We start from the raw sequence: 24258 nt of genomic DNA, 5'->3' as shown, positions 1-24258 counted from the left end.
GACCCTCCCGCAGCGCTGGACTCACCGTAAGGCGTGGCGTTAGCCATAGGGTGAATTATTTTCTCTGACACTCTTACCCAACGAAGCTTTTTTTAGAGCAATACGGTTCAGATAAGCTCACAGCTACTAACTGAACCGTATTATTTTTTAGCGTCTTCCTCCCTGAATCTTGTCAAAAACAGTTCCATCTGCAAAAAACTTCTTCTGAACTGCGTCCCAGCCACCGAAGTTTGAAACTGTGTAGAGTTTGCCAACCTTCGGAAACTGTTTCTGTGTTTCGCCAGCTACTGTAGAGTTAACAGAGCGAAACCCAACTTTAGTAAATTCCCGTTGTGCTTCTGGTGTGAAGAGGAACTTGACAAAAGCTTCTGCAACTTGCCGAGTACCGCGTTTATCCACCACCTTGTCTACCACAGCAACTGGGGCGTCAATGGAAACGTTGACTTGAGGAATCACCACAGTATTGTCAGATTCACCTTTCTGTTTAGCTAGGATCTCCTCATTTTCATAGTTCAACAATACATCGCCTTGATTTCGCTTGTAGAAGGTATCACTGGCTTCCCGCGCATCCTTTGGCAGCACAGGGGTATTTTTGTAAACCTTAGAGACATAATCCAGGGCTTTTGTGTCATTTCCTCCAGATTGAGTTACTGAACCCCACAGTCCCAAGAAGTTCCAACGGGCACCTCCAGAAGTTTTGGGATTGGCAGTTATGACGCTGACTCCTGGTTTAACCAAGTCGTTCCAATCACGAATTTGTTTAGGATTGCCTTTACGAGTCACCAACGCAACCACCGACTTAGTGACGATCGCATTGTTAGGAGCCTTTTTTTCCCAGCCTGAACCGATTAGCCCTGCCTTCTGGATTTGGTTCACGTCTTGTCCTAACGCCAGCGCTACTACATCTGCTTCCAAACCATCAATGACTGCTCGTGTTTGGGAACCAGAACCACCGTAACTCTCCCGAAAAGTGACGTCCTGTTTACGCTCTTGCTTCCACTTTTTAACAAATAGTGGAATGATTTTTGAGTAAGCCTCTTTGGTCACAGCGTAGGAAACCAGAGTTAATTCAAGTGGTTTTTGGTTCTGACTGATGAGTTCAGGCTTAGTGCTAGAAGTTGGGTTTTGTAGAGTCGCTCCTGCATAGACGGGTACGATCGCACCAACGCTTAAACCAGCAGCAATGAACAGGGTACGGGCACGGGTTGAAGACTTTTGCCACGGTTGTGAACAAGACTTCAAAGTTTTGATTAGATCCATTATTGAAAATTGCTCCAGAAATAAAAATACGGTTATTTGATTGGGAAAAGTGTTTCTTGATATAATACAATTCCATAGACTGATTAAAAAATCAAGTACCTGTGCTAGCCATAACTCGCGATTCACAGAAATCAGTTTTTAAGACCAAGTGTGAGCAACTCAGTACTACAGGCTAGTTCCCTGACTAACAGCGTTTTTCAATTGATTTCACTCCCGTTTCACCAAACCCTGAAAAACTGCAGTGCTGTATTACAAGTAACGGGTTTAGAGCTAACGTTTAAGCGGAAAAATCGCCCCAATGGTCAAGTGGTATACAAAAAGAATAACTTTTTATCGCTTCGCTCCTGGGTGTAGGGGTGTAGGGGAAAGACTTGAAAATGTACACCCCGCCCTCTTGCGCAATGGGGTTTAAAACCCCACCGTCTTTTACGGGAGCCAGTACTTGATGAGGGTCTCCCTCACGCTTGTTCTGGTGAGACAGCGCGAATGACGGCTCTCCCGCTCTCGGGCGTGACTGCGCTCTTCGCAGCGGAACCGGAGGTTCTCCCCGATAGCCCTCCGGGTTCCCCAGTCGCCTGACGCCACATTCTTCAACGGGGGGAACCCCCGCACAGAAGTGGCTCCGGAGGGAGACCCTCCCGCAGCGCTGGACTCACCGTAAGGCGTGGCCGTTCCCACTAGGGGGTTGTCAACAAGACGGTTGGGGTCTAAAACCCCAACCGATTGCTCCCCCCCTACACCCTTACAGCCTTACACCCCTTCTTCTTTATGGGGCATCTTACGGAGGCACCGCAGTTTTTCGCGCTTTATTAGCCCAACCCTCCTTCCCTCTTTCCCAGCCTACGGCGGGCGACCTACGCTAACACTCCTTCAAGAGTGATTCGTAACGGGTTGCAATCGCTGCCCGTGAAGCGTTCCTATAGAACTGAAGAGTGAATTTTTGTGGAATGAAACATTCGTACCAGATCAATTGAGCGATTCTGGATTATCTTGATCCCAGCCACTAGTCTAAAATTCAGAGTTTCAACATCCATGTGCCAACTGCTGGGAATGAATTGTAATGTACCAACTGATATTTGCTTTTCTTTTGAGGGCTTTTCGACGCGGGGAGGCAAAACTGACGACCATCGTGATGGTTGGGGCATTGCTTTCTTTGAAGGGAAAGGATGCCGATTTTTTTTAGATGCCAAACCCTCTGTTTTCTCTCCCGTAGCTGAGTTTGTGCGACACTACCCTATCCACTCCACTCACGTGATTGCCCATATCCGCAAAGCGACTCAAGGCAAAGTTGCTTTGGAAAACTGCCATCCCTTCCGTCGTGAACTGTGGGGAAAATACTGGGTGTTTGCCCACAATGGAGATTTGCCAGGTTTTGATCCTAAGGACTTTAATTTTTTTCAACCTGTAGGCAACACCGATAGTGAAAAAGCTTTTTGTCTGATACTGGAAAGATTACGAGAATGTTTCCCTCAACACAAGCCTCCCTTGGAGAAACTAACGTCAGTCCTCACGGAAATCACTCAGGATATATCAGAAAAAGGTATTTTTAACTACTTACTTTCGGATGGCGAACACTTTTTTGCTCACTGCTCAACAAAACTCAGCTACATCGTACGTCAAGCGCCCTTTGCGGCTGCTCATTTAATTGACCAAGACGTAACTGTTGATTTTAGTGAATTGACCAGTCCGAGCGATCGCGTTGCTGTCATCGCCACCACTCCTCTGACTGACAACGAAGTCTGGACGCAAATCCTCCCCGGAGAACTGCTAATCTTTGAAGATGGGTTACCCCATAAGTTTCCATAGCTGGTTTCTACAACAGTTTCTATAGCAATAGCTCCCAAAAACTTCCACTTTTCTTATCAAGAAGTGATGAATTTCTCTTGCATTTTCGGCAAATTCTATGTATTATCTCTCACAATGAGCTATAAATACGGTTAAGTTAGCGCTATGCCGTAAAATGTCAGGGAAAAACAATATGAGTTTTTGGCAGCAGATCTTAGAATCAAAGCAAATATTCTTAAAAATAGTTAATAAATTTAGGTTTAATTCTATAAAAGGCTTTCTATCGCTGTTTTTGGTGGGAGTCAGTTTGAGTGTAGCGATCGCTGCTTGCTCTGGTAATGGTGCAAGTAATTCCTCCACTAGCACTGATGCAGGTGGTTCCACTGCAACTCCTGTAGCAGCCAACAAGCAAGATGTGAGATTAACTCTTGTTTCTTTTGCCGTCACAAAAGCAGCTCACGACGCTATTATTCCAAAATTTGTCGAACAGTGGAAGAAAGAACATAATCAAAATGTCTCTTTTGACCAAAGCTATGGGGGTTCTGGTTCTCAAACTCGTGCTGTGATTGATGGTTTAGAAGCAGATGTTGTTCACCTAGCACTTGGGTTAGACGTAGACAAAATTCAGAAGGCTAAGTTAATTGAGCCAGGATGGGAGAAAGAATTTCCCAATAATGGCATTGTCTCCAAATCTGTTGCTGCATTAGTCACTCGCTCAGGCAATCCAAAAGGTATCAAAACTTGGGCAGATTTGGCAAAGGATAATGTAAAGTTAATTACCGCTGACCCCAAAACCTCTGGTATCGCTCGTTGGAACTTCCTCGCGCTTTGGAATTCAGTCGCGAAAACAGGAGGAGGAGATCAAAAAGCGCTAGAATTTGTGACCAAGGTTTACAAAAATGTGCCTATTTTAACAAAAGATGCTCGTGAAGCAACTGATATCTTTGCTAAGCGGGGTCAAGGGGGCGGGGTCAAGGGGATGCGCTAATCAACTACGAAAACGAGATTATTCTTGCGCAACAAAAGGGCGAAAAAGTAGATTACGTCATTCCTGATGTAAACGTCTCCATCGACAATCCAATCGCAATTGTAGATCAGAACGTCGATAAACACCGAAATCGGGAAGTTGCTGAAGCTTTTGTCAAATACCTGTACACTCCAGAAGCACAGCAGGAATTTGCCAAAGTGGGATTCCGACCTATAGAAGAAACTCCACAGACCAAGGAACTTGCAAGCAAATATCCCAAGGTCAAAAGTCTAGGTACAGTTCAAGATTATGGCGGTTGGGATCAAATCCAAAAGAAATTCTTCGACGATGGAGCTGTTTTTGACCAAATTCAAGCAAAAAAATAAATAGTCATTAGTCATTAGTCATTAGTCACTACTAACGACTAATGACTCCCTCATCTTCCCCCACTTCCCCTGCTCCCCTATCTCCCCCAAGTTCCCCTACTTTCTCACTCACTGCTTATGACTATATCTTCACCTCCATCATCTTCACAGGAAAAACAGGTTCGTCGAAAACCTCCAGGTTGGAAGAGCTACCTGGTTGGTTTGGCTAAGCTTCCCTGGACATGGCGAATTACTTTCTTGTACTTAGCTGTAATGTTGTTTTTACCAGTGACTGCGATGTTACTGAAAGCAGGTACCGAACCTCCGGCTAAGTTTTGGGAAATTGCCACCAGTGAAATTGCGATCTCGACATACCAAGTCACTTTTTTAACAGCGCTAGCAGCAGGTCTCATCAATGGTGTCTTTGGCACACTTATTGCTTGGGTGTTTGTCCGCTATGATTTTCCTTTTAAGCGTTTGCTTGATGCCACTGTGGATTTACCGTTTGCGTTACCAACTGCGGTGGCAGGGCTAACTTTAGCGACAGTTTACAGCGACAATGGCTGGATTGGCTCAATACTTGCACCATTTGGGATTAAGGTTGCTTTCACTCGCTTAGGTGTAGCAGTGGCAATGATATTTATATCCTTACCTTTTATAGTTAGAACAGTGCAACCTGTACTGCTAGAAATGGAAAAGGAAACTGAAGAAGCAGCTTGGAGCTTGGGTGCATCTGAGTCGCAAACTTTCTGGAAGGTTATTCTACCACCGTTATTTCCCTCGATATTGACAGGTGTTGCCTTGGGTTTCTCGCGTGCAGTCGGGGAGTATGGCTCGACTGTCATTGTAGCCTCCAACACTCCCTTCAATGACTTAATTGCACCTGTGCTTATTTTCCAGCGGTTAGAGCAGTATGACTATTCTGGAGCCACCGTTATCGGCGTGGTGTTACTAGCAATTTCGTTGGTAATGCTGCTGGGAATTAATCTTTTACAAGCTTGGGGACGAAGATATGACGCAAAGTGATGATTTTCCACAACCACATTTTCATTCAACGACAGGAGCAGAACCAGATACTCAAAAGCGTGTCAAACCAAGAAATATTGCGCCAGTCATTTTGATTGCGATCGCAGTGTTGTATTTAGCTTTGGTGATATATATTCCTGCCCTCAATGTCTTCGTCCAAGCTTTTAAAGGTGGGATTGGTGCATTCTTTTCTAACCTCAGCGCACCCAATTTTCTTCATGCAGCTTGGTTGACACTAGTTTTGGCTGTGATCACAGTACCTATAAATACAGTATTTGGTTTGTGCGCAGCTTGGGCGATCGCCCGCCGCCAGTTCCCAGGTCGTGCTCTTCTTTTAAGCATTATTGACCTGCCATTTTCCATCTCACCTGTGGTTGCAGGGTTGATGGTTGTGCTACTCTATGGGCGTAATGGCTGGTTCGGTTCGCTCTTAGGAGCACTGGATTTCAAAGTCATATTCGCTTTTCCGGGCATGGTGCTGGCGACAGCTTTCGTGAGTATGCCCTTTGTCGCGCGTGAAGTTATTCCCGTTCTAGAGGAGTTAGGTAGTGACCAAGAAGAAGCAGCCAGAACACTAGGTGCAAAAGATTGGCAGATATTTTGGCGCATCACCTTGCCAAATATCCGTTGGGGTTTACTTTACGGCTTACTGTTAACCAACGCCAGAGCAATGGGTGAATTTGGTGCTGTTTCGGTAGTCTCTGGAAACATTGCAGGCAAAACTCAGAGCTTACCTTTATTTATAGAGGATTCCTACAAACAGTATCAAACTGAAGCAGCGTTCTCTGCTGCTGTCTTGTTAGGGCTGCTTGCAGTCGTGACTTTGGTGGTGAAGGAGATTGTGGAACGGAATACAGGTAAGAAAACAAATGTGAAACATTAAAGCAGATGTCTAGTAAGGCGGTAAATTCAGCTATGGTTGCAGACAATCAACTCACCCACAAACGAATTCGGATCAGAATTCCAAAAGACTATCACCAAGAACCTGTCATTTCTCGCTTGGTCTCAGACTATGGTCTCATTGTGAATATCACCGCTGCTATGTTGGGTTCCAATGGTATTGGAGATGGTTGGTTTGACCTAGATTTACAAGGAACTTCTGCACAAATTGATAGTGCCTTGACTTACATCAATGACTTGAATCTAGAAATTTGGCATGACATCGATACGGGGAGTTGGTAATGACTCATTCGTAATTTGTAATGACTAAGTTAATAGACCTCATTAAGTCTCTTACAAAAGTCAACTTTTTCTGAAACCACAGAGCAATACAGATACACATAGATAATTTCTCTGTATTGCTCTGCGTACATCTGGGCAGAGCTATGGTTTCAAATATCCTTAAATCAGATTTTTGTAATAAATCTCATGATGAACTAAAAGTTATTAATTACGAATTATGAATAACTATGATTGGATCAACCTTTCAAAGCAGTAAGATCACAAAAATTCGCTTACGCCTGCATATTCCCGGACATTACCAACAAGAACCTGTGATTTCTCGGCTGATTGCTATTCATGGTTTAATCGTTAATATTACGGGCGCAATGCTAGAAAAACAAACCAATGGAGAAGGACGCTTTGACCTGGAACTTCGTGGGACAATACCACAAATTAGACATGGTTTAGCTTACCTGGAATCTTTAAATATAAAAATTGTAGGTAAGCCAAACACTGAAGAAGATGGCTGGTCTTGCTGACGCGTGCGCAGCTATATTTCATAGTGCCAAAGTTCTTCTTCTTTCAAGACAATCCGATGCAGGGGAAGACGATGAATCAACCCCTGTTCCTCTAATTGAGTGAGGACGCGAGTGATTGTCACGCGAGTTGAATTAAGCATATCAGCAATATCTTGATGAGTTAGGCGCAAGTCAATGAGATGTCCACTTTTTACTTCTCGACCAAATTTTTTTGCTAACCAACCTAAGAGTTTAATAAGCATGACTTCCACTGTTTTATGGCTACGAATAACCATCAATTCTTCTGCCTGTTGAATGTGAGCAAGCATAACATCCGTGAATGGAAACCACCCTTCTAAAGGTATTATTGTTACCTCTACTTTTGTCAGACACTCAATCTGATATGGTTCAATTTTAGAAAACGCTTGACCAACAATATCTCTAGGTCCCCAAATACCCAAAGTCACAAGCGTACCATCTTCATGCCAAGTGACAATTCGCACAACTCCTGTTTCAATTTTCAACAAACTATTGTGCTTCAGGGGTAAGAATGAACGGGCCTTAAAGCTAAGTTTGATGTTTTGTTCAGGAGGATTTTGAAAACGTGATGAAATAGACACTGTCATCTTAATCTCGTTTATTCGATAGACAAGCCGTACTTTTTTACAATATCAGTTTATTGAAGGATCTTACTATGGGCATTGTTGTTGAGAATGTAACTAGGCAGTTTGGCTCTTTCCTTGCTGTTGATAACGTCAGTTTAGAAATTCCAACAGGTTCTCTTGTAGCGCTGTTAGGACCATCAGGATCTGGAAAATCAACGCTTTTGCGGATGATTGCGGGGTTAGAAGTTCCTAATTCTGGTCAGATCTGGCTAATTGGTGAAGATGCAACATACAAATCGGTGCAAGAACGTCAAATAGGCTTCGTGTTTCAGCATTATGCTCTGTTTAAGCACTTGACGGTGCGGCAGAATATTGCTTTTCCGTTGGAAATCCGCAAGTTTGCCAAAAATAGAATTGGGCCGCGAGTTGAAGAACTTCTGGAGTTAGTTAGGTTGCAGGGATTTGGCGATCGCTATCCCTCCCAACTCTCTGGAGGTCAACGTCAACGGGTGGCGCTAGCAAGAGCATTGGCGGTTCAGCCGAGAATATTGCTGTTGGATGAACCTTTTGGAGCGTTAGATGCTAAAGTCCGTAAGGAATTAAGGGCGAGCTTACGAAAACTGCATGAAGATGTTCATGTAACAACTGTACTTGTCACCCACGACCAAGAAGAAGCAATGGAAGTTGCAGACCAAATTGTGGTGATGAATCAAGGTCGGGTAGAGCAAGTTGGTACCTCTGGTGAGATTTATGATCACCCTGCAACACCTTTTGTCATGAGCTTTATTGGTCCAGTGAATGTTCTTCCACCTACTTCTGGTGTTTTACCAGATAGGGATTTGAATTCTCGAACAAACGAGCAAATCTTTTTGCGTCCTCATGACGTTTTGATTCAAACTAATCCTAGTGAGGATGCAACACCCGCCAAGGTATTGCGCATTCTTAACTTAGGATGGGAAATTCGGGTTGAGTTGGTTCTCAAGTCTGGAGAAACAGTAAACGCTTTCCTCAGTCGTGACCAGTTTAATAAGCTCAACCTTAAGGAAGAGCAGCGTGTCTATGTTACGTCGAAGCAGGCAAAAGTTTTTCCTGCTCCTGCTTATGGGGTGAGATGAGAAGTTGAAATGTAGCGCTTTTGACCAAAACTAAGGGTGTAGGGGAGTGGGGGTGTAAGGGTGTAAGGGGTCAGTACTAGCTCACGCCACATGCCTCAACGCGCTTAACCCGCGCACGGTGAGACAGCGCTGCAGGAGGGTCTCCCTCCGTAGGCGACTGCGTTAGCGCAGCGGAACCGGAGGTTCTCCCCGATAGCCTTAAGGCGTGGCGTTAGCCATAGGGCAGTGGCTCCCCTACACCCTTATACCCTTACACCCCTTCTTCTTGACTGTATTGCAACGTAGAATTCATCCCAGTAAGTCGCTGACGCCAATTATTGGTCTTTAATTCTTTCTCTCTGCTCAGAGCTGCTCTCTATTTGTATCAACTTTAAAGTGAAACGGTATTAGTAAAAGTTATAACCAAAATGCCCAAAGGTCTTTGGGAGATAAACGGAATCATAATCTAGGCAAAGAGGCATTGATCATCATCACCACAATAGGTAAAGATTTTTTACAATATCCTCAGATTCCAGTTGGTTCCAATTAATCCAGCAAGAAACTTGATTATCCGCCAAAACCCGCACTCGTCGCTGTTCCTAAATCCCAGGTGTCTTGACAAAGTATTCAGTAAAAGCTACTATACTTTGCTGCAAGCTTTTATTTTGCTTTCAAGAAAAATGATTTTTTATACACGTAAATCTGCAATTTCTAGCATTTCTAAATAAATCTTTATAAAAAAAATAACGCAAAGAATCGACTTTACACGACAATGATTCTATGCTCAGACAATGAGTACAAACTCTAAACCTAACTTCACCGTATTACTTTTTCTAATACACCTACCACACAGCCATCCGTTCAGTTGCTGGTAAGCGTGCTCCCAGCAATTTATAGAGTTTGATTGTTAGTCACTAAATCACTTTCTCTATTATAGTCAACCAACTTACGGCATGAAATCCCCAGAGTCTCTCAAGTGCTAAAGATTCTCATTTGGTAGAGCATGATAGCAAGGAGCACGGGTATGATAACCTGAATCAATTTCTCTACAAGGGAATGCTAGATGCCGAATCCTCGGGATGGCTCCAATAACCTCTCAGTCGATGCTCAATTAGTTTTACTTGACAAAACCCCATGATGTATTCCACAAGTCGTTCTCATAATTCTGCCCAGTCTCATAATTCTTCCTCTACTGGACAACTGCCACAACGATTATTTACACGTCGCGAAATCCTTCCAGCGCGTAATGACGTACTGTGGCGGATTGAGCGCGGAGCAGTTCGGACTTTAACCTGGAGTGAAGATGGAACGTTTATCACTTTGGGTTATTGGGGAACTGGGGATTTGATTGGCTATCCTTTGTCTAGAGTCAAGCCTTACCAAATTGAATGCTTAACTAGCGTAGAAGTGACCGCACTACCACCTCACTTGTGGAGTCAGGATGTAAACGCCTTATTATCTCACATTCAACAAGCAGAAGAGTTACTTAGCATTGTACATCGTAAGCCCATTTGCTTGCGTTTATGGCAATTCCTTAGTTGGCTTAGTGCAAAGTTTGGCCGCGATGTGGAGCAAGGAAAACTCATCGATCTGAATGTCACTCATCAGGAGATGGCAGAAGTGTTAAATACAACACGGGTAACTGTGACTCGTCTGCTTCAGCAGTTTGAGGAAGAGGGAACCTTGATACGTCACAAACGTCGTGTCATTCTATGTTCATCAAATAAGGAATCCAAATAGTCTGTAGTAAAAAAGTGGTGATTAATTGTGTGTTAGTCACCATTAACATCTGGTACAATTCTGACAGAAAGTCATTAGTAAATTCCCAAAAAAAATATCCGCATTAGGGAATCGTACCATAATTCAGTCGGTAGGTGTGAGTGAGACATAAACCATGAAGAAACTATCTAAAAAAATTCTAAGGTTAAGCCCAGTTGTTATAGCGGCAACATTTTTCGCAGCAAATAGCGCTATGGCTGGAGAAGTCAACGAACAGGTGACTCCCGTCTCTCAGCTGACATCACAACAATCAGATAACATTGGTCAAGTAACATCTGTATCCCAATTTTCCGACGTACAGCCAACAGATTGGGCATTCCAAGCATTGCAGTCTCTGGTAGAGCGCTACGGCTGTATTGCGGGTTATCCCAATGGTACTTATCGCGGTAACCGCGCTTTGACCCGTTATGAGTTTGCCGCAGGTTTGAACGCGTGCTTGGATCGGGTGAATGAACTGATTGCAACAGCAACTGCTGACTTAGTCAGGAAAGAAGACCTAGCTACTTTGCAGCGTTTGCAAGAAGAGTTTTCTGCTGAATTGGCTACCCTGCGCGGTCGTGTCGATACCTTAGAAGCTCGCACTGCTGAGTTGGAAGCAAATCAATTCTCTACCACAACAAAACTGGTTGGTGAAGCGATTTTCAACTTATCTGACGCTTTTGGTAGTGCTAAGGTGGCTGTTCCTTCTGGAGGTAACACAGCAACGGCTCCCGAGTTGCGAGAAAACGTCATTTTTTCCGACCGAGTTCGTTTGAACTTGCTCACCAGCTTCTTTGGTTCAGACCAGTTGCAAACACGTTTGCAAGCTCGCAACACTCCTATATATGACGCTGGAAGCACAGCTACAAATAACACCAGACCCAACCTAACGGGTACGAACATGACCCGTTTAAGCTTTGACGGAGATAGGGGGTCTGGCTCTGGTCGAGGTACTACTATAGGTTCCAACGACATTGAACTCGACAAACTCAACTATGCTTTCAACCTAGGCAGCGCTGCTCGTATCAAAATTGATGCATTTGGTGCTGAGTTATACGAAAACGTCAACACCTTTAACCCAGACCTCGCGAGCTCTGGTAGAGGCGCTATTTCCCGCTACGGTCGTTTCAGCCCCATTTACCGCCAAGGTAATGGTGGTTCAGGTGCAACACTTACCTTGAATCCCAAAGGACCTATCACTGTATCTGCAGCTTATGTAGCAGGTGGACCTGGTATCACTGCAAATGACCCTAGGGATGGGTTTGGTCTTTTCGATGGTAGCTATGCGGCTTTGGGTCAGGTATCCTTCCAGCCGACTCAAGCACTCAACATCGGTTTGACGTACGCTCGCACCTATCAGAATAAGACAAATATCAGCCTTTTTGATGCTACTGGTAGTAGCTATGCTAATAACCCCTTTAACGGCGGAGCCTTAAGTGCTGACAACTATGGCGCAGAAGCATCGTTCAGACTAGGTCCAAAGATCACGCTTGGTGGTTGGTATGGTTACACTGAAGCAGAAGCTAAGGGCGGTATTGCAAATGGTGCCAATGCATACGCTGAGTACTGGGGTGCTACCGCCTCTTTCAAAGACTTTGGCAGACCAGGTAGCGTGCTTGCTTTTGTCTTTGGTCAGCCACCTAAACTGACTGGTAACGAATTCACAGCAGCCGGTAATCGTCGTGACAGAGACACATCATATCACTTAGAGGCACTGTACAGACTGCAACTGAGTGACAACATTGCTGTCACCCCTGGTGTGTTGGTGATCTTCAACCCAGAACATAACAACAACAACGACACCGAATATGTAGGTACACTGCGTACCACCTTTACTTTCTAAAGTTATTTTTATGGTAACTCTCATCCCTTTGGGTGGGGTTATGTGAAAAAAGCCTGCTTACGCAGGCTTTTTTTGTGTGACTCAACTGATGAGTGTTGCATTTCTTGCAAAAATCCGGTTTAGGGGTTTTTATAACCGTAGATGGACGTGGGCGAATAAACGCAGATAATTTACAGGAAGTTTATTGATCGTCGAAATTTGCTGGAGAATCAGTTTCGGAGGAATCATCGTCCGAAGGACGCTTGACTTTAGGGCGATCGCTACTCCAAGCCCACCATACGCAACCACAATGACACTGGTAAAACTCCTGCCATTTGCGACGATAGTTTTCCGTCATCACAGGCGAACGACGATTTATCCAGACTTGTACAGCTTCTAAGCTACTAGAGTGACAGCTAGGACAGCAAAATTCATAAGCATGAATTCCTGTGTTTGTCCATTCAGGTGGAGTTGCAGCAAAAGCATCTATATTCATTAGTTATAAGTCATTTGTCATTAATTGTATCAATTATGAATGACTACATGGAAAGTCCATAAACCAGGTATTCTAAGCATAAGCATATATTAAAAATTGTATGAAAGCTGATATTAACATGGAAACAAACGTTGAAATTCGCCGTTTGCTAGATGTAATGCCTGCTTCTGGTCGAATGATGACAAAAATCGTTATCAAGCCCGAACAGGCAAAAGTTATTGACGCAACATTTCCATTACCTTGGAATCGGGAACGACCAATCTATATTAACTTTGATTTATGGCGTCGCCTGACAAAAGCGCAACGCGATTTGTTACTATTGCGGACTGTTAGTTGGTTAATAGGAGTCAAGTGGTTTAAACCTGACATTTATCAGGGTATGGCGATCGCTGGTGTTTTGGGTACTTTTGTAGAATCAGCCCAAGCAGATCCAGTTGGTATAGTTGTCGCTGGTGGATTAACTACGCTGGCTATGGTTCGCATTTGGCGAACGAACCGATCCCAGCAAACAGAGTTAGACGCTGATCAAGCCGCCATTCGTGTCGCACAACGACGGGGTTACTCAGAACCTGAAGCCGCACAACACCTGTTATCTGCTATTGAAGGAGTGGCAAAAATTGAAGGGCGTTCTGGATTAGAGTTTACTGAGTTGATTCGTAGCCAAAATTTACGAGCGATCGCTGGTTTGTCATCAGTCAGTGTTCCAGAAAGTTTTGAGCAGTAGTTTAGAAAATTAAATCATAGCTACTTCACTGATGACTTAATCAGCACAATGATACAGTTTGTATCCGTAACCGTCTACTGCGCTTAAAGATTTTGTGTTAGCAAGACAATTTTTGACTTCCTCCGGTTGAGGGGCATAAAAGTTTACTAACCATAAGTCAAAAGGACGTGGTAGTGTCTTTAATGTATTTTGTAGAGCAGAGGTTGAAGTCTTGGGGTCTTTATTTTGATGAGCCAGGAAAAATAGGGGTGATGGGGATTTGGAATTTTGTATTTTATATTCCCTGGCTATTCCCATCATTTCCCCAATTTGTACGTGAGTTTTCTGAGTTGTGGTGATCAAGACAGGGACATAAGATGTTTGTTCAATAAGTTGTACAAATAAGTCTGGACGGTAGTATTTTTGATAGCCCAAATTGCAGACAACAGTGATAGCACTCGCCAATCCCATCGACAAAATGATGATCACAGCTTTTTTGCCATTTATTCCCCATCTCCCTTTTTCCAAAATGGGATGACGCCAACAAACTGCCAGACTTGCCCCAACTAAGACTATCACAGCAGGAAAGTAAACAAAGTTGTAACGAGCGCCTCGTGTCAGGTCAATACCAAAAAAGTAAGTAAAAATAAAAAATAAAACTATAGCCCCAACAACTAAACCAGCAAACACCTGAACCATCAAACGGGTTTGTGGTTCTTTAAAATAAACTTTAATTCCACGCACCAAAATTGGTACAACCCAAATGAAAAAAATTAGCATCACTAGTCCAGAAACAATCACAACTGCTAACTGTGATGCTTCCACTGGTAGCAAAGAAATCATCGTAATCCATGCTGCCAACGCTTGAAAAATTGGGTTTATCCAAGCCATTCCAAGACGTGGACCTTGGATCCATTCAGTCAACTTACCTCCATAACTATTATGTAAAAACACTGGCAACCAAACTAATCCAGAAACAAATGTACCTACCGCCACAGCGTAGATGCGGAACCAGGGAGAGTAAGAATTTGGAACCAGAGAGTGTGGTAGTATATATTCCGCTCCCTCTCTCCTTCGCTCCCTCCCTCCTTCGCTCCTCTTTCTAGTCCACTGTCGCCAAGCAAGAAAGAGTAAAACCAACGCTTCACAGCAGAGGGTGAGAGTGAAAAAGTAATGAGTCGCAATACCGATAGCATTAATTCCCACCCACAAGAGTGCTATTTTGAGGGGTATTTGAGTTTGATTTTGGATGTGGCGACTGGCAATGATTAAGCAAGCAAAAGAAGCAATCACCCATAAGATTGCTAAAGTATAATGACGGGCTTCCTGTGCTAAAAAAATGCCGTAGGGTGATATTGCCATCATTGCAGCCGCTAAATGACTGACAAGACGGGAACGAAATGCTAGCTGAGTTAAAGCATAAATAGCTGGAATAGATGCTGCACCAAAAAGAGCAGCGAGCGATCGCGCCCCCCACAACGATACCAAACCTTCATGTGTCGGAAATAGCCGTATCCACAAGTGAGTGAGGATAAAGTAAAGCGGCGGATGATTACTTTCAGTAGATAAGTGTTTCCATACATCTTGTATGCCAGATGTAGGTTGTGGTTGTAGTGGTTGTAAAAGAACATCAACAGATATCGGCTGATCTAACGGTACTGGCAAAAAGCTATTACCCAGGCTAAACACCAGAGTAGAAAACTCGTCAGTCCAAGGTGATTTAGCACTCAAGTTCGTTAAACGCAAGCCGACAGCAATTAGTAGCCAAATCGCCAGCAGTAATAGATTTTTAAGTTTTGAGTTTTGAGTTTTGATAATGACATTCATAAATTATGATTTACCACTCATAACTTAATAACTCAAAACACATGACTGTTTGTTCCCTTCTATTTTACCTGAGTCACACGCCAACTGAGCTTCAAATTCACCCAAAAGTTCCAAACAGTAGCAACAGCGATCGCAATCAGGTTAGCAACGTAGCGGTTAGGAATCACGAAATTGAACACCAAGTTCAACACCAACACATTCAATACCAATCCCGCAAGACAAATCATGTTAAATTTCAAAAACCGTTTTAAACGCTGACGCCATTCCCGCTGCTGGCTGCTGACATCAGCAAACGTCCAGATGTCATTCCACAAGAAATTATTTAAAATTGCCACTTCCCCAGCAATGATTTTACTGCGTGTCAGGGGCAAACCCAAGGTCGTTGGGTCACTGAGCAAGTACAGTACTGTCATATCCACAAACACCCCCGATAATCCTACCAAGCCAAAGCGGAGGAAACGATCTATGGGGAAATTTCGACTAAATTTCCAGAGTCTCCCTGTTGATAAGCGTAGGCGGATTAAGTGATGGATATAATCAACATATTGCTTCCAGGTTACCTTACTTTCACCCTCTTTGCGCTCACAGAACACATAGCCAACTTCAGCGATTTTGCCCACGTTTCCGCGCCCGATGGTTTCCAGCAGAATTTTGTATCCCACCGGATTAAGGGTTTTACCGACTATACAGTGGCGACGGAACATAAAATAACCACTCATCGGATCTGACACTCTTGACAGAACGCCTGGTAAGATGAGCAATCCTAATAACTGAGCACCTCGTGACAAGAAACGCCTGACAAAACTCCAACTACTGACTCCACCACCTTCTATGTGTCGGCTGGCAACGGCTAAATCTGCTCCCTCCTCAATTGCTTGCAATAATTGCAGCAGCACATGGGGTGGATGTTGTAAATCAGCGTCTATAACTCCTAAAATACTTCCACTAGCAGCTTGCCATCCGCGAATCACAGCGCTGGATAGTCCCCGTTCATCCTGTCGTCGCATAACCCGCAATTGGGGATATTCTGTCATCAATGACTGTGCAATGTTCCATGTCCCATCTGGACTGTCGTCATCTACCACTATCAACTCGTATTTACCTGGTATAGATTCATCTAGTAAGTTGCTTAATCTAGAGACGATTTTTTGGATGTTTCCCGCTTCTTTGTAGGTGGGAATAATTAGAGAAAATAAGATGGGTTCAGTATTTGCGTCTGTTCTTGCAGTTGACGATTCTAATATCTGCAATGAACCAGTGGGTACTGGTAAAAGGGAATTAGGTTGGATGATACTCATTTACAAATGATGATATGGTAAACAGATTTCCAGTGGTTTTGTTAATAACAGCCTTACCAGGTTTTGGCTAGCGTTGTTTTATAGTACTTGACTAAGATAAATTTTATTCACAAAGTACCACTCAGAAGCGCATTAGCTTATCAATTTATCTTTAAGCAGCATGTCTTGCTGATTTATACCAGGTTTCCAAATTAGGTAAAGAACAAAACCTGTTGCCAGATATATGAAGAATGGTGTCATTAAAGAGAGATGAATGTTGTAATACTGAGGCAAAATAACTTTGTATAAGTAATCTTGCCAATGAAGTAATGGTCCTCGATACAGAAACATCGCTATATTTATAAGTAAATTATTAGACGGAATCGTAGAGACTCCAGCGAGATTAATAAATATGGATAGTACCCCCAATAACTTAATATACTTTAGAGGAGAGTACACCACTGGAAGAAGAATAAATGGGATAGCGACCACTAAATGACGTGGACCAAAACAAACATCACCAGACCATGCATAGTAAGAAGCATTTAATACAAAGATAAAGGCAAAGAATATAAAACAGAACAATATGATATTATTTTTTTGGTAAGTCTTTTTTACAAAAGAGCCAAAAAATAAAAAAGTCATAGGAAAATATAGAAAAATTCCTCGGAAGCTACTGAAAGTCAAACCCCAAAGAGTTCCTAAGGAAGGAACCATAAACATGCTTTTTTGGATAGACTCTTCTTGATTTAACTGTTTGAGAAACAGCGAGTTAGGAGTTTGAAACACTGAGCCTGTAATTGTTTGGTTATAGTACATAATGATTCCTAAAAATATCGAGTAACCGAACAATAGGAACAAGATATTTGTCAACAGACTTGTATAGTTTCTCTCTTGAATCATTAAATATATCCAAAATCCAATTAATAAAGATATTGGCACGATCGCAATATAATCAACCATTTGAGCAAAGCCCAAGGAAAGTCCAATAAAAAACCCATTGGCTTGATGGATAATCAAATAAAAAGCTATAAAAATAAACGACATTGTATAGACATGAGACCAAATTCCATTAGTAGAGTAGAAGAAAACTAATGAGCCGAAGATAAAGGTAAAAACGATCCATAATTTCTTGACAAGATCATTCGTGAAATAATCTAAAGTTTTAAACATTATGACAGCCACAATTCCAAGAATAGGAGCGCTAACACAAACGTTTGATAAGATATCAAATATTGACCAATAAACTTCTCCTTCTGGAATATCAATCAGCCTCATTAACATTTTGTGAAAAAAATAAAGAGGAGCCAGAATAATTGGAATACCAGGCGGGATAACAGAGTAAGCACTATTATTAAGCAGCAAAATATCTATATGAGATCGGTATCCTTTTTGCAGTGCAAACGTACCAAAATTAACAAATGAGTGAATAGTATCAGTGTAGCGACTTGTTTGAGGCCCATCCGGTGTTGCATGAAGAGCAATCAAAATAAATACAGTGATGAATATTTTATGAGAAATGTGCTTTATCATTTTTAAATACTTGCCATTACAAAGTTTGCCCTATCGAAAGGATAGGTTACCAAAAGCTAGAGAACTAAATTGACAGCAGAACTTAGGAGTAAAGGCTTATACCTACTTTAAAGTGATAGTACTATGCATTTAAGAGTTCACTTTCTGACTAGATAGTTTAGCAATTAACTAGTGAATAAGTATTCGCGGCTTACTTTCACCAGACCTGACCACTTCAAACTAGGTATAATTGATGCCACCTGGCGTAATGAGCAAATTATAACACTGCTGTTTGTAAAAAAAATCACTTGATTTACTCTTGACAAAATTCTAAAAAGTTCAAAAATATCGTTAAGCCTTACTCTTATTCTTGACAAATAAAATTTTCTAGCTTATGTAAGTCTGATAAAAATTTGGTTAACAGTTGATGTAAATTAGCATTCAATAATACGTTTTCTATAGGATAAAACTTTTGGTGAAGTTATTTATTTGATGCCGCAAGCGGTTTACCTTAGATAGTGTTTACGAATATGGGAAACTGTCGCCCAAAGCTAAAAAATGCATCTTGCATAAATCTCTAAATACTTTTCAATGATTAGAGTTGCAAAATGTGCGAATAGCCTCATACAAAAAAATAAGATTTTTTGATAAGTATGTCTTATTTTGTGCCGACTTACTTATCAAAGATGTCAAAATAATAAATGTGGTTTGCTTTTGAGAAACTGTGGTTACTGTAACTGTTGATGCTATTCTTGAGCGTGCTTTAACGGGGTATGATTTATTTCCGGAAGAGGCAGTGGTATTACTAAAACAAAATGACCAAAGTGCAGTTGGTGCTATTCGTGCTACAGCCGACAAACTGCGTCAACGGCAAGCGGGGGACACTGTTACTTACGTTATTAACCGTAATATTAATTTTACCAACATCTGTGAGCAACACTGTAGTTTCTGTGCTTTCCGGCGAGATGAGGGGGAGGAGGGTGCTTACTGGTTAGATTGGGCGCGTATTTTAGAAAAGGCGACAGATGCAGTGCAACGGGGTGCAACGGAAATTTGTATGCAGGGAGGCTTAAACCTACAGGCAAAGGTGAACGGAAAATCTCTGCCTTACTACCTCAAGGTTGTGGAAAAGATTAAACAAGAATTTCCTCAACTGCATCTACATGCTTTTTCTCCCCAAGAAGTGCAATTCATCGCACGAGAAGATGGACTGGAATATGCCGATGTGATTATCGCTTTGCAAAATGCTGGTGTTGATTCTATGCCAGGAACCGCAGCTGAAGTGTTAGATGATCAAGTGCGGCGCATTCTTTGTCCAGAAAAAATTAACACAAGCCTTTGGCTGGAAATTGTGAGTACAGCTCATAGACTAGGTTTATACACCACAAGCACAATTCTATCAGGGCATATTGAGACGCCAGAACAACAAATTAGACATTTGGAAAAATTGCGATCGCTCCAACAAACTGCGATTGATCGAGACTACCCTGCTCGCATCACTGAGTTTATTATATTACCTTTCGTTGGTAAAGAAGCCCCCAAACCCCTACGTCGTCGTGTAGGACACGATCAACCTATTTTGGCAGATGCACTGCTACTGACTGCTGTTGCACGAATTTTTTTAGGAAACTGGATTCCTAATCATCAACCAAGTTGGGTAAAACTGGGTTTGGCAGGTGCAACAGAAGCTTTATTGTGGGGTTGCAACGATATTGGTGGCACATTAATGGAAGAACATATTACGACAATGGCAGGTGCTCAAGGTGGAACCAACATGGAAGTTGAAACCTTGGAAGCTGCTATCACCGATGTAGGGCGTCCTTACCAACAAAGAGATACTTTATATCAAAGAGTGGGATGAGGGGAGAGAGGGAGGGAAAAGTTAATGCGAAATCAGTCTTTTCCCTCACTCCCACACTCCTTCACTCTTTATTTCGCATACTTCTACACTCGTCCATCTCCCTATGAGATGATCCCCAAGATACCAATCCAGGATACGATGGACGTTGATTTAGGTATTGTTTCACTTTAACGTTTATGAAGCGCTATTGGTCACGTCTGTTTGCCCTGGTTTTGCTTGTCGTCGTTGGTTTGATGGGCTGTAACAACACTCCGGCTACTTTAACAGGAGATTATCGCCAAGATACCTTAGCTATCGTAAATACTTTGAGGACTGCTATAGACTTACCACAAGATTCTGCAGATAGAGCATCAACTCAAGCAGAAGCGCGTAAAAAAATCAATGACTTTGCAGCTCGCTATCAGCGAGATAGCTCTGTCTCTGGTTTGGCTTCCTTTACAACCATGCGAACCGCCCTTAACTCCCTAGCTGGACATTATAGTTCATATCCAAATCGTCCCGTGCCACAAAAACTCAAAGACCGCTTAGAGCTGGAGTTTGAGCGGGTAGAAGCGGCATTAAAGCGTGGTGCTTAACTATTCCGGCTGAGTCCCACCACTAAACGGAGTACCGTCATAGCGGTGGGATATAAGCCAAAAAATCACGAAAACATTTTTCAACTAACCATTAAAAATAAAACTAAGTTGACTGATATTTTTGAATGCTGAGCTTTTACTGTATACTGATAATATTTTTGTCATATCATTAAGTCAAAAAAGTTACAGAATTTGGATTTTTATTTTTTAATTTTAAAATTTGGCGTCGTCAAACCTTGTAGATACCATAGGATTATTGCTGTCAATATAACAAACAATCTGTTTATCAAGACGTTGTATGAAAAGTTCGTGTTACTTAAATTGAGTTACAAAATTCGGCAACAGAAATAGGAGTTTGGGAGTCTATACCGTCTGGGCTTAAAAACCCTTATTGATCAAAAACGCAATTTTATACACATTATCCTACGTAACATTCGTTAGGATTGATTCTTTTGTCTTTGTAATTGTACGTATGTCCAAACGTCCTTTGAATGTTGCAACAATATTCTTTTGGCAACGCCTGTTTGCTGCTCTAATTTTTAGCAGTAGTGTGCTAATTCCCTTTTTAAAAAATCAGCCAGCAGCCGCACAAATTACTGAGTATTGCCAGTTACCACAACCCCAGGCACAAGAAAAAGAAAACTTACGTTTGTCTGCACTTAAGGGTGATCAACAGGCACAAAGTCGTTACCAGCGATTGTTACAACAAAACGCACAAGTTTTGCAGGAATGCCGCAACCATACTTGGCCTCAGTTGCAAGCAATTTGGTTGCGCTTGTATCCTTGTGATGTTCAACCGGGAATGGTTGACCAAATCATGGATCGGATTGTCAACCGAGGTTATAACGAAGTTTATTTGGAAGTTTTTTACGATGGTCAAGTACTTCTGCCAAAAGGGGCTAATCCCACCGTTTGGCCTTCTGTAATTCGCACACCAGGAACAGAAAAGACTGATTTACTCGCCACTGCAATTCAAAAAGGGCGGGAACGGGGTCTGAAGGTTTACGCTTGGATGTTCACCACAAATTTTGGCTATACTTACGCCCAGCGTTCAGATAGAGAAGGGACAGTTGCCCGCAACGGTAAGGGTCAAACCAGCCTCTACGTCGTAGATAACGGCTCTCAGGTCTTTATCGATCCCTACAACTTGCAAGCCAAACGAGACTACTATCTAATGTTACAGCAAGTGCTGCGCCGTCGCCCAGATGGGGTACTCTTCGACTATGTACGCTATCCACGACAGGCAGGCACTGATTCGATCGCCACCAAAGTTACAGATTTATGGCTGTATAGTGACGCGACTCAACAGGCTTTATTCCGACGAGCAGTGAATTACAAAGGATTGGAATTAATTAGACGCTTTTTAACTAAAGGATATATCACCGCTGGAGATGTTAGTGAGGCGGATAAGCTCTATCCTCAAGAAGGAGAACCCTTATGGCAAGGTCGGACTCCACCCCAAGAACAAAAGTCAATCCTTCCCCCAGAGCAAAGGCAACCCCAACTACAATCGGAGTTATGGCAGTTAGCAGTTGCTCACGCCATGCAAGGCATCGTAGATTTTTTAGCCCTAGCTGCTTATCCAGCACAGCAACAAGGTATTCCAGTGGGAGCGGTATTTTTTCCTGATGGTAATCAAATGGTCGGTCAAGGATATGATTCTCGCTTGCAGCCTTGGGATAAGTTCCCAAACACAATAGAGTGGCATCCTATGTCCTATGCAAATTGCGCTAGTGCCGATTGTATTGCAGCGCAGGTGCAGCGGGTTTTGAACATGGCAAAACCAGGTACCCAGGTGATTCCAGCTATAGCCGGTCAGTGGGGAGCATCAATAAGCAATCGTCCTCCCTTGGAAGTGCAAATGCAGGCACTGCGCAAACTTGCACCGCAAATCAGGGGAGTCAGTCATTTTGCTTTTTCTTGGCAAGATCCACAGTATGATAACCAGCGTAAATTCTGCCGCGTGCAGTGATGAGGGAGTGCCAGGTAAGAGATGGAATTAAGCGCTCAAATTTGACATCGCCATTATCCTGGCACAGTTGGTAAAATTGGTTGTTGTTAAGTTTGACAATATTGTTAAAGTTGATGGTAATAGCTATCATAATGACCCGCCAAGAGACGTTACCATCGGCTGCAACAACCGCGCTCTTTACCTAGCGCAAGGAGAATGCCAGGAAGTGTTGTGTGTATGCCATCAAAAAGACTTTGGAAAAATCACTCTGCCAGGTTGTACCGTTTTTAGGTGTGTGTCGAAATCAAAGCTAAATCAAAGTTCTGTCCGATCAGTCAAAATCTCGTATCCTGTCTCTGTCACCAACACAGTATGCTCAAACTGAGCGGATAAAGAATTATCCACTGTTACAGCTGTCCAACGGTCAGATAACGTCCGTGTATACTTGGAACCAGCATTCAAAATTGGCTCAATCGCCAGCGTCATACCTGCACGCAGTTTGACATTAGGCATTTCGCGAGTGCGGAAGTTAAAAACCGAGGGTTCTTCATGTAGGTTGCGACCAACACCGTGTCCGGTAAAATCTTCTACCACAGCAAACTTATTTGCTTTGACATGATCTTCAATTGCCCCAGCAATATCCATTAGGTCGTTTCCTGCTTTCACTTGTTCAATGCCTTTAAAAAGAGTTTCTTCTGCAACACGAATCAGTCTGGCTGCTTCTGGGGTGACTTCGCCGACAGCGATTGTGATGCAAGAATCACCATGAAAGCCTTGGTAATATGCGCCAGTATCAACTTTTAAGACATCTCGAGTGCGGATAACTTTTTTTGGACTAGGGATGCCGTGTACAACTTCATTGTTAATGCTAGAGCAGATAGAACCAGGGAAGCCGTGATATCCCTTAAAACTTGGTGTTGCGCCCATTTCCCTGATACGTTTTTCCGCATGAGCATCCAAATCAGCGGTCGTCATACCTGGCTTAACCAGCTCAGAAATTTCTTTTAGCACAGTTGCCACTATTTTTGCTGATTGCCGCATAATGTCTATTTCACGTGGCGATTTAATTTCAATTCCTCTACGCTGTCTTTTTTGAGGGTTGTTTTGAGCTGGTTGAAAAAGCAGGTTACTGAGAATGTTCATGGGAAATTAATAATTATTTGTGCCTGGTCTGTTGTGTGTCAATAATTCTTCTAGCTTTGTTGAGAAATAATACTTGTATCTCAATATCTAAGGTAACTTATTTTTTTCTATAGCAATTTTAAATCATAAGCTCGCAACGGGAGCGGGTGTAGGGGAGGACAGTGTCGGGGTGAGGCATCTGGCGTTGGGGTTCCTAAGGCACGTTTTCGGGGGAAGCTTCCCCCGAAAAGCTGCCGCCCCGTTGTAGCACCTGCCGTGGTTTCCCCCTTAGCGGAGCGAGCCGTAGGCTGCTACCTCCGTTAGGGTCTCCCGACAGTCGCGCACCTGTCTGCCCTTGCCAGTACTGAAGCGGGTAGCGTGGCACTTTGTGCTATGGGAGGGTTTCCCGACAGAGGTATCTGGTGAGACAGCGCTGCCAAGAGTTGTGCCTTGCGCGGGTTCCCCGCGTTGTGGCAACTTCGGAGAGGGTCTCCCGACCTAGGCGACTGCGTATGCGCAAATGTGATTTGAAACAAAAAATGAGATTTTAACTCATGATATGCTTTAAAAATG

The 24258-nt window shown here is 42.9% G+C and carries 19 protein-coding genes and 2 pseudogenes; 13 read left to right on the top strand and 8 right to left on the bottom strand.

Going from position 1 to position 24258, the window contains the following annotated elements; genetic code table 11:
* Positions 1-147: 147 nt before the first annotated feature.
* Positions 148-1260, bottom strand: a complete 1113-nt coding sequence (locus AC5JM2_RS14595) for a sulfate ABC transporter substrate-binding protein (RefSeq protein WP_495835592.1) — start codon at positions 1258-1260, stop codon at positions 148-150.
* Positions 1261-2292: 1032 nt separating this feature from the next.
* Here AC5JM2_RS14595 and AC5JM2_RS14590 point away from each other — a divergent pair.
* From AC5JM2_RS14590 to AC5JM2_RS14565, 6 genes and pseudogenes are all read left to right on the top strand, one after another.
* Positions 2293-3066 carry a class II glutamine amidotransferase gene (locus AC5JM2_RS14590; RefSeq protein WP_495835591.1) on the top strand — a complete coding sequence of 258 codons (774 nt, stop codon included), beginning with the start codon at positions 2293-2295 and terminating at the stop codon, positions 3064-3066.
* Between the two features lie 172 nt (positions 3067-3238).
* Positions 3239-4398 (top strand): annotated as a pseudogene (locus AC5JM2_RS14585) (sulfate ABC transporter substrate-binding protein).
* A gap of 117 nt (positions 4399-4515) precedes the next feature.
* The gene (gene cysT / locus AC5JM2_RS14580; RefSeq protein WP_495835590.1) at positions 4516-5403 is read left to right on the top strand and encodes a sulfate ABC transporter permease subunit CysT; all 888 of its coding nucleotides are present in this window, start codon (positions 4516-4518) and stop codon (positions 5401-5403) included.
* A complete protein-coding gene (gene cysW / locus AC5JM2_RS14575; protein WP_495835589.1) occupies positions 5390-6286 on the top strand; it encodes a sulfate ABC transporter permease subunit CysW in 897 nt (298 codons plus the stop codon). Before cysT ends, cysW begins: the two co-directional genes overlap by 14 nt.
* A gap of 32 nt (positions 6287-6318) precedes the next feature.
* Complete coding sequence (locus tag AC5JM2_RS14570; protein ID WP_495835595.1) at positions 6319-6585, top strand: NIL domain-containing protein; 267 nt, start codon at positions 6319-6321, stop codon at positions 6583-6585.
* A 227-nt stretch (positions 6586-6812) separates the two neighbouring features.
* Complete coding sequence (locus AC5JM2_RS14565; protein WP_495835588.1) at positions 6813-7103, top strand: NIL domain-containing protein; 291 nt, start codon at positions 6813-6815, stop codon at positions 7101-7103.
* An 11-nt stretch (positions 7104-7114) separates the two neighbouring features.
* Here AC5JM2_RS14565 and AC5JM2_RS14560 read toward each other — a convergent pair whose 3' ends face one another.
* A complete protein-coding gene (locus tag AC5JM2_RS14560) occupies positions 7115-7708 on the bottom strand; it encodes a Crp/Fnr family transcriptional regulator (RefSeq protein ID WP_495835587.1) in 594 nt (197 codons plus the stop codon).
* Positions 7709-7776: 68 nt separating this feature from the next.
* Here AC5JM2_RS14560 and AC5JM2_RS14555 point away from each other — a divergent pair, with 68 nt between their 5' ends.
* The 3 genes from AC5JM2_RS14555 (at position 7777) to AC5JM2_RS14545 (ending at position 12382) form a co-directional block, all read left to right on the top strand.
* Positions 7777-8802 carry a sulfate/molybdate ABC transporter ATP-binding protein gene (locus AC5JM2_RS14555; RefSeq protein WP_495835586.1) on the top strand — a complete coding sequence of 342 codons (1026 nt, stop codon included), beginning with the start codon at positions 7777-7779 and terminating at the stop codon, positions 8800-8802.
* A 1116-nt stretch (positions 8803-9918) separates the two neighbouring features.
* A complete protein-coding gene (locus AC5JM2_RS14550) occupies positions 9919-10521 on the top strand; it encodes a Crp/Fnr family transcriptional regulator (RefSeq protein ID WP_495835594.1) in 603 nt (200 codons plus the stop codon).
* Between the two features lie 154 nt (positions 10522-10675).
* On the top strand, positions 10676-12382 hold the full coding sequence (locus AC5JM2_RS14545; protein WP_495835585.1) for an iron uptake porin: 1707 nt from the start codon (positions 10676-10678) through the stop codon (positions 12380-12382).
* Between the two features lie 181 nt (positions 12383-12563).
* On the opposite strand, the gene AC5JM2_RS14540 is transcribed toward AC5JM2_RS14545, so the two are convergent.
* Positions 12564-12857 carry a hypothetical protein gene (locus AC5JM2_RS14540; RefSeq protein WP_495835584.1) on the bottom strand — a complete coding sequence of 98 codons (294 nt, stop codon included), beginning with the start codon at positions 12855-12857 and terminating at the stop codon, positions 12564-12566.
* A 118-nt stretch (positions 12858-12975) separates the two neighbouring features.
* Here AC5JM2_RS14540 and AC5JM2_RS14535 point away from each other — a divergent pair, with 118 nt between their 5' ends.
* Positions 12976-13581, top strand: a complete 606-nt coding sequence (locus AC5JM2_RS14535) for a DUF3318 domain-containing protein (protein WP_495835593.1) — start codon at positions 12976-12978, stop codon at positions 13579-13581.
* Positions 13582-13617: 36 nt separating this feature from the next.
* Here AC5JM2_RS14535 and AC5JM2_RS14530 read toward each other — a convergent pair whose 3' ends face one another.
* The 3 genes from AC5JM2_RS14530 to AC5JM2_RS14520 all read right to left on the bottom strand — a co-directional run bounded on the left by AC5JM2_RS14530 (position 13618) and on the right by AC5JM2_RS14520 (position 18197).
* Entirely contained in the window at positions 13618-15387 is a 1770-nt protein-coding gene (locus AC5JM2_RS14530) for a glycosyltransferase family 39 protein (RefSeq protein WP_495835583.1), read from the bottom strand.
* Between the two features lie 59 nt (positions 15388-15446).
* Positions 15447-16685, bottom strand: coding sequence for a glycosyltransferase (locus AC5JM2_RS14525; protein WP_495835582.1), 1239 nt, complete (start codon positions 16683-16685; stop codon positions 15447-15449).
* Positions 16686-16817: 132 nt separating this feature from the next.
* A complete protein-coding gene (locus AC5JM2_RS14520) occupies positions 16818-18197 on the bottom strand; it encodes a hypothetical protein (protein WP_495835581.1) in 1380 nt (459 codons plus the stop codon).
* Between the two features lie 703 nt (positions 18198-18900).
* Between AC5JM2_RS14520 and cofH the strand changes: the two genes are divergently transcribed.
* The 3 genes from cofH (at position 18901) to AC5JM2_RS14505 (ending at position 22584) form a co-directional block, all read left to right on the top strand.
* Complete coding sequence (gene cofH, locus AC5JM2_RS14515) at positions 18901-20037, top strand: 7,8-didemethyl-8-hydroxy-5-deazariboflavin synthase subunit CofH (RefSeq protein WP_495835580.1); 1137 nt, start codon at positions 18901-18903, stop codon at positions 20035-20037.
* A 176-nt stretch (positions 20038-20213) separates the two neighbouring features.
* A complete protein-coding gene (psb27, locus tag AC5JM2_RS14510; protein WP_495835579.1) occupies positions 20214-20612 on the top strand; it encodes a photosystem II protein Psb27 in 399 nt (132 codons plus the stop codon).
* A gap of 472 nt (positions 20613-21084) precedes the next feature.
* On the top strand, positions 21085-22584 hold the full coding sequence (locus AC5JM2_RS14505; RefSeq protein ID WP_495835578.1) for a family 10 glycosylhydrolase: 1500 nt from the start codon (positions 21085-21087) through the stop codon (positions 22582-22584).
* Between the two features lie 31 nt (positions 22585-22615).
* Here the strand turns inward: AC5JM2_RS14505 and AC5JM2_RS14500 are convergent.
* Both AC5JM2_RS14500 and map read right to left on the bottom strand, forming a co-directional pair.
* A pseudogene (locus AC5JM2_RS14500) lies at positions 22616-22714 on the bottom strand (Uma2 family endonuclease); the annotation flags it as partial.
* Positions 22715-22878: 164 nt separating this feature from the next.
* Positions 22879-23706 carry a type I methionyl aminopeptidase gene (gene map, locus AC5JM2_RS14495; RefSeq protein ID WP_495835577.1) on the bottom strand — a complete coding sequence of 276 codons (828 nt, stop codon included), beginning with the start codon at positions 23704-23706 and terminating at the stop codon, positions 22879-22881.
* Between the last annotated feature and the right edge of the window lie 552 nt (positions 23707-24258).

It is taken from the genome of Brasilonema angustatum, assembly GCF_059505445.1.
The sequence above is the reverse complement of the archived record's forward strand: the minus strand, read 5'-3'. Positions and strand labels throughout refer to the sequence as shown.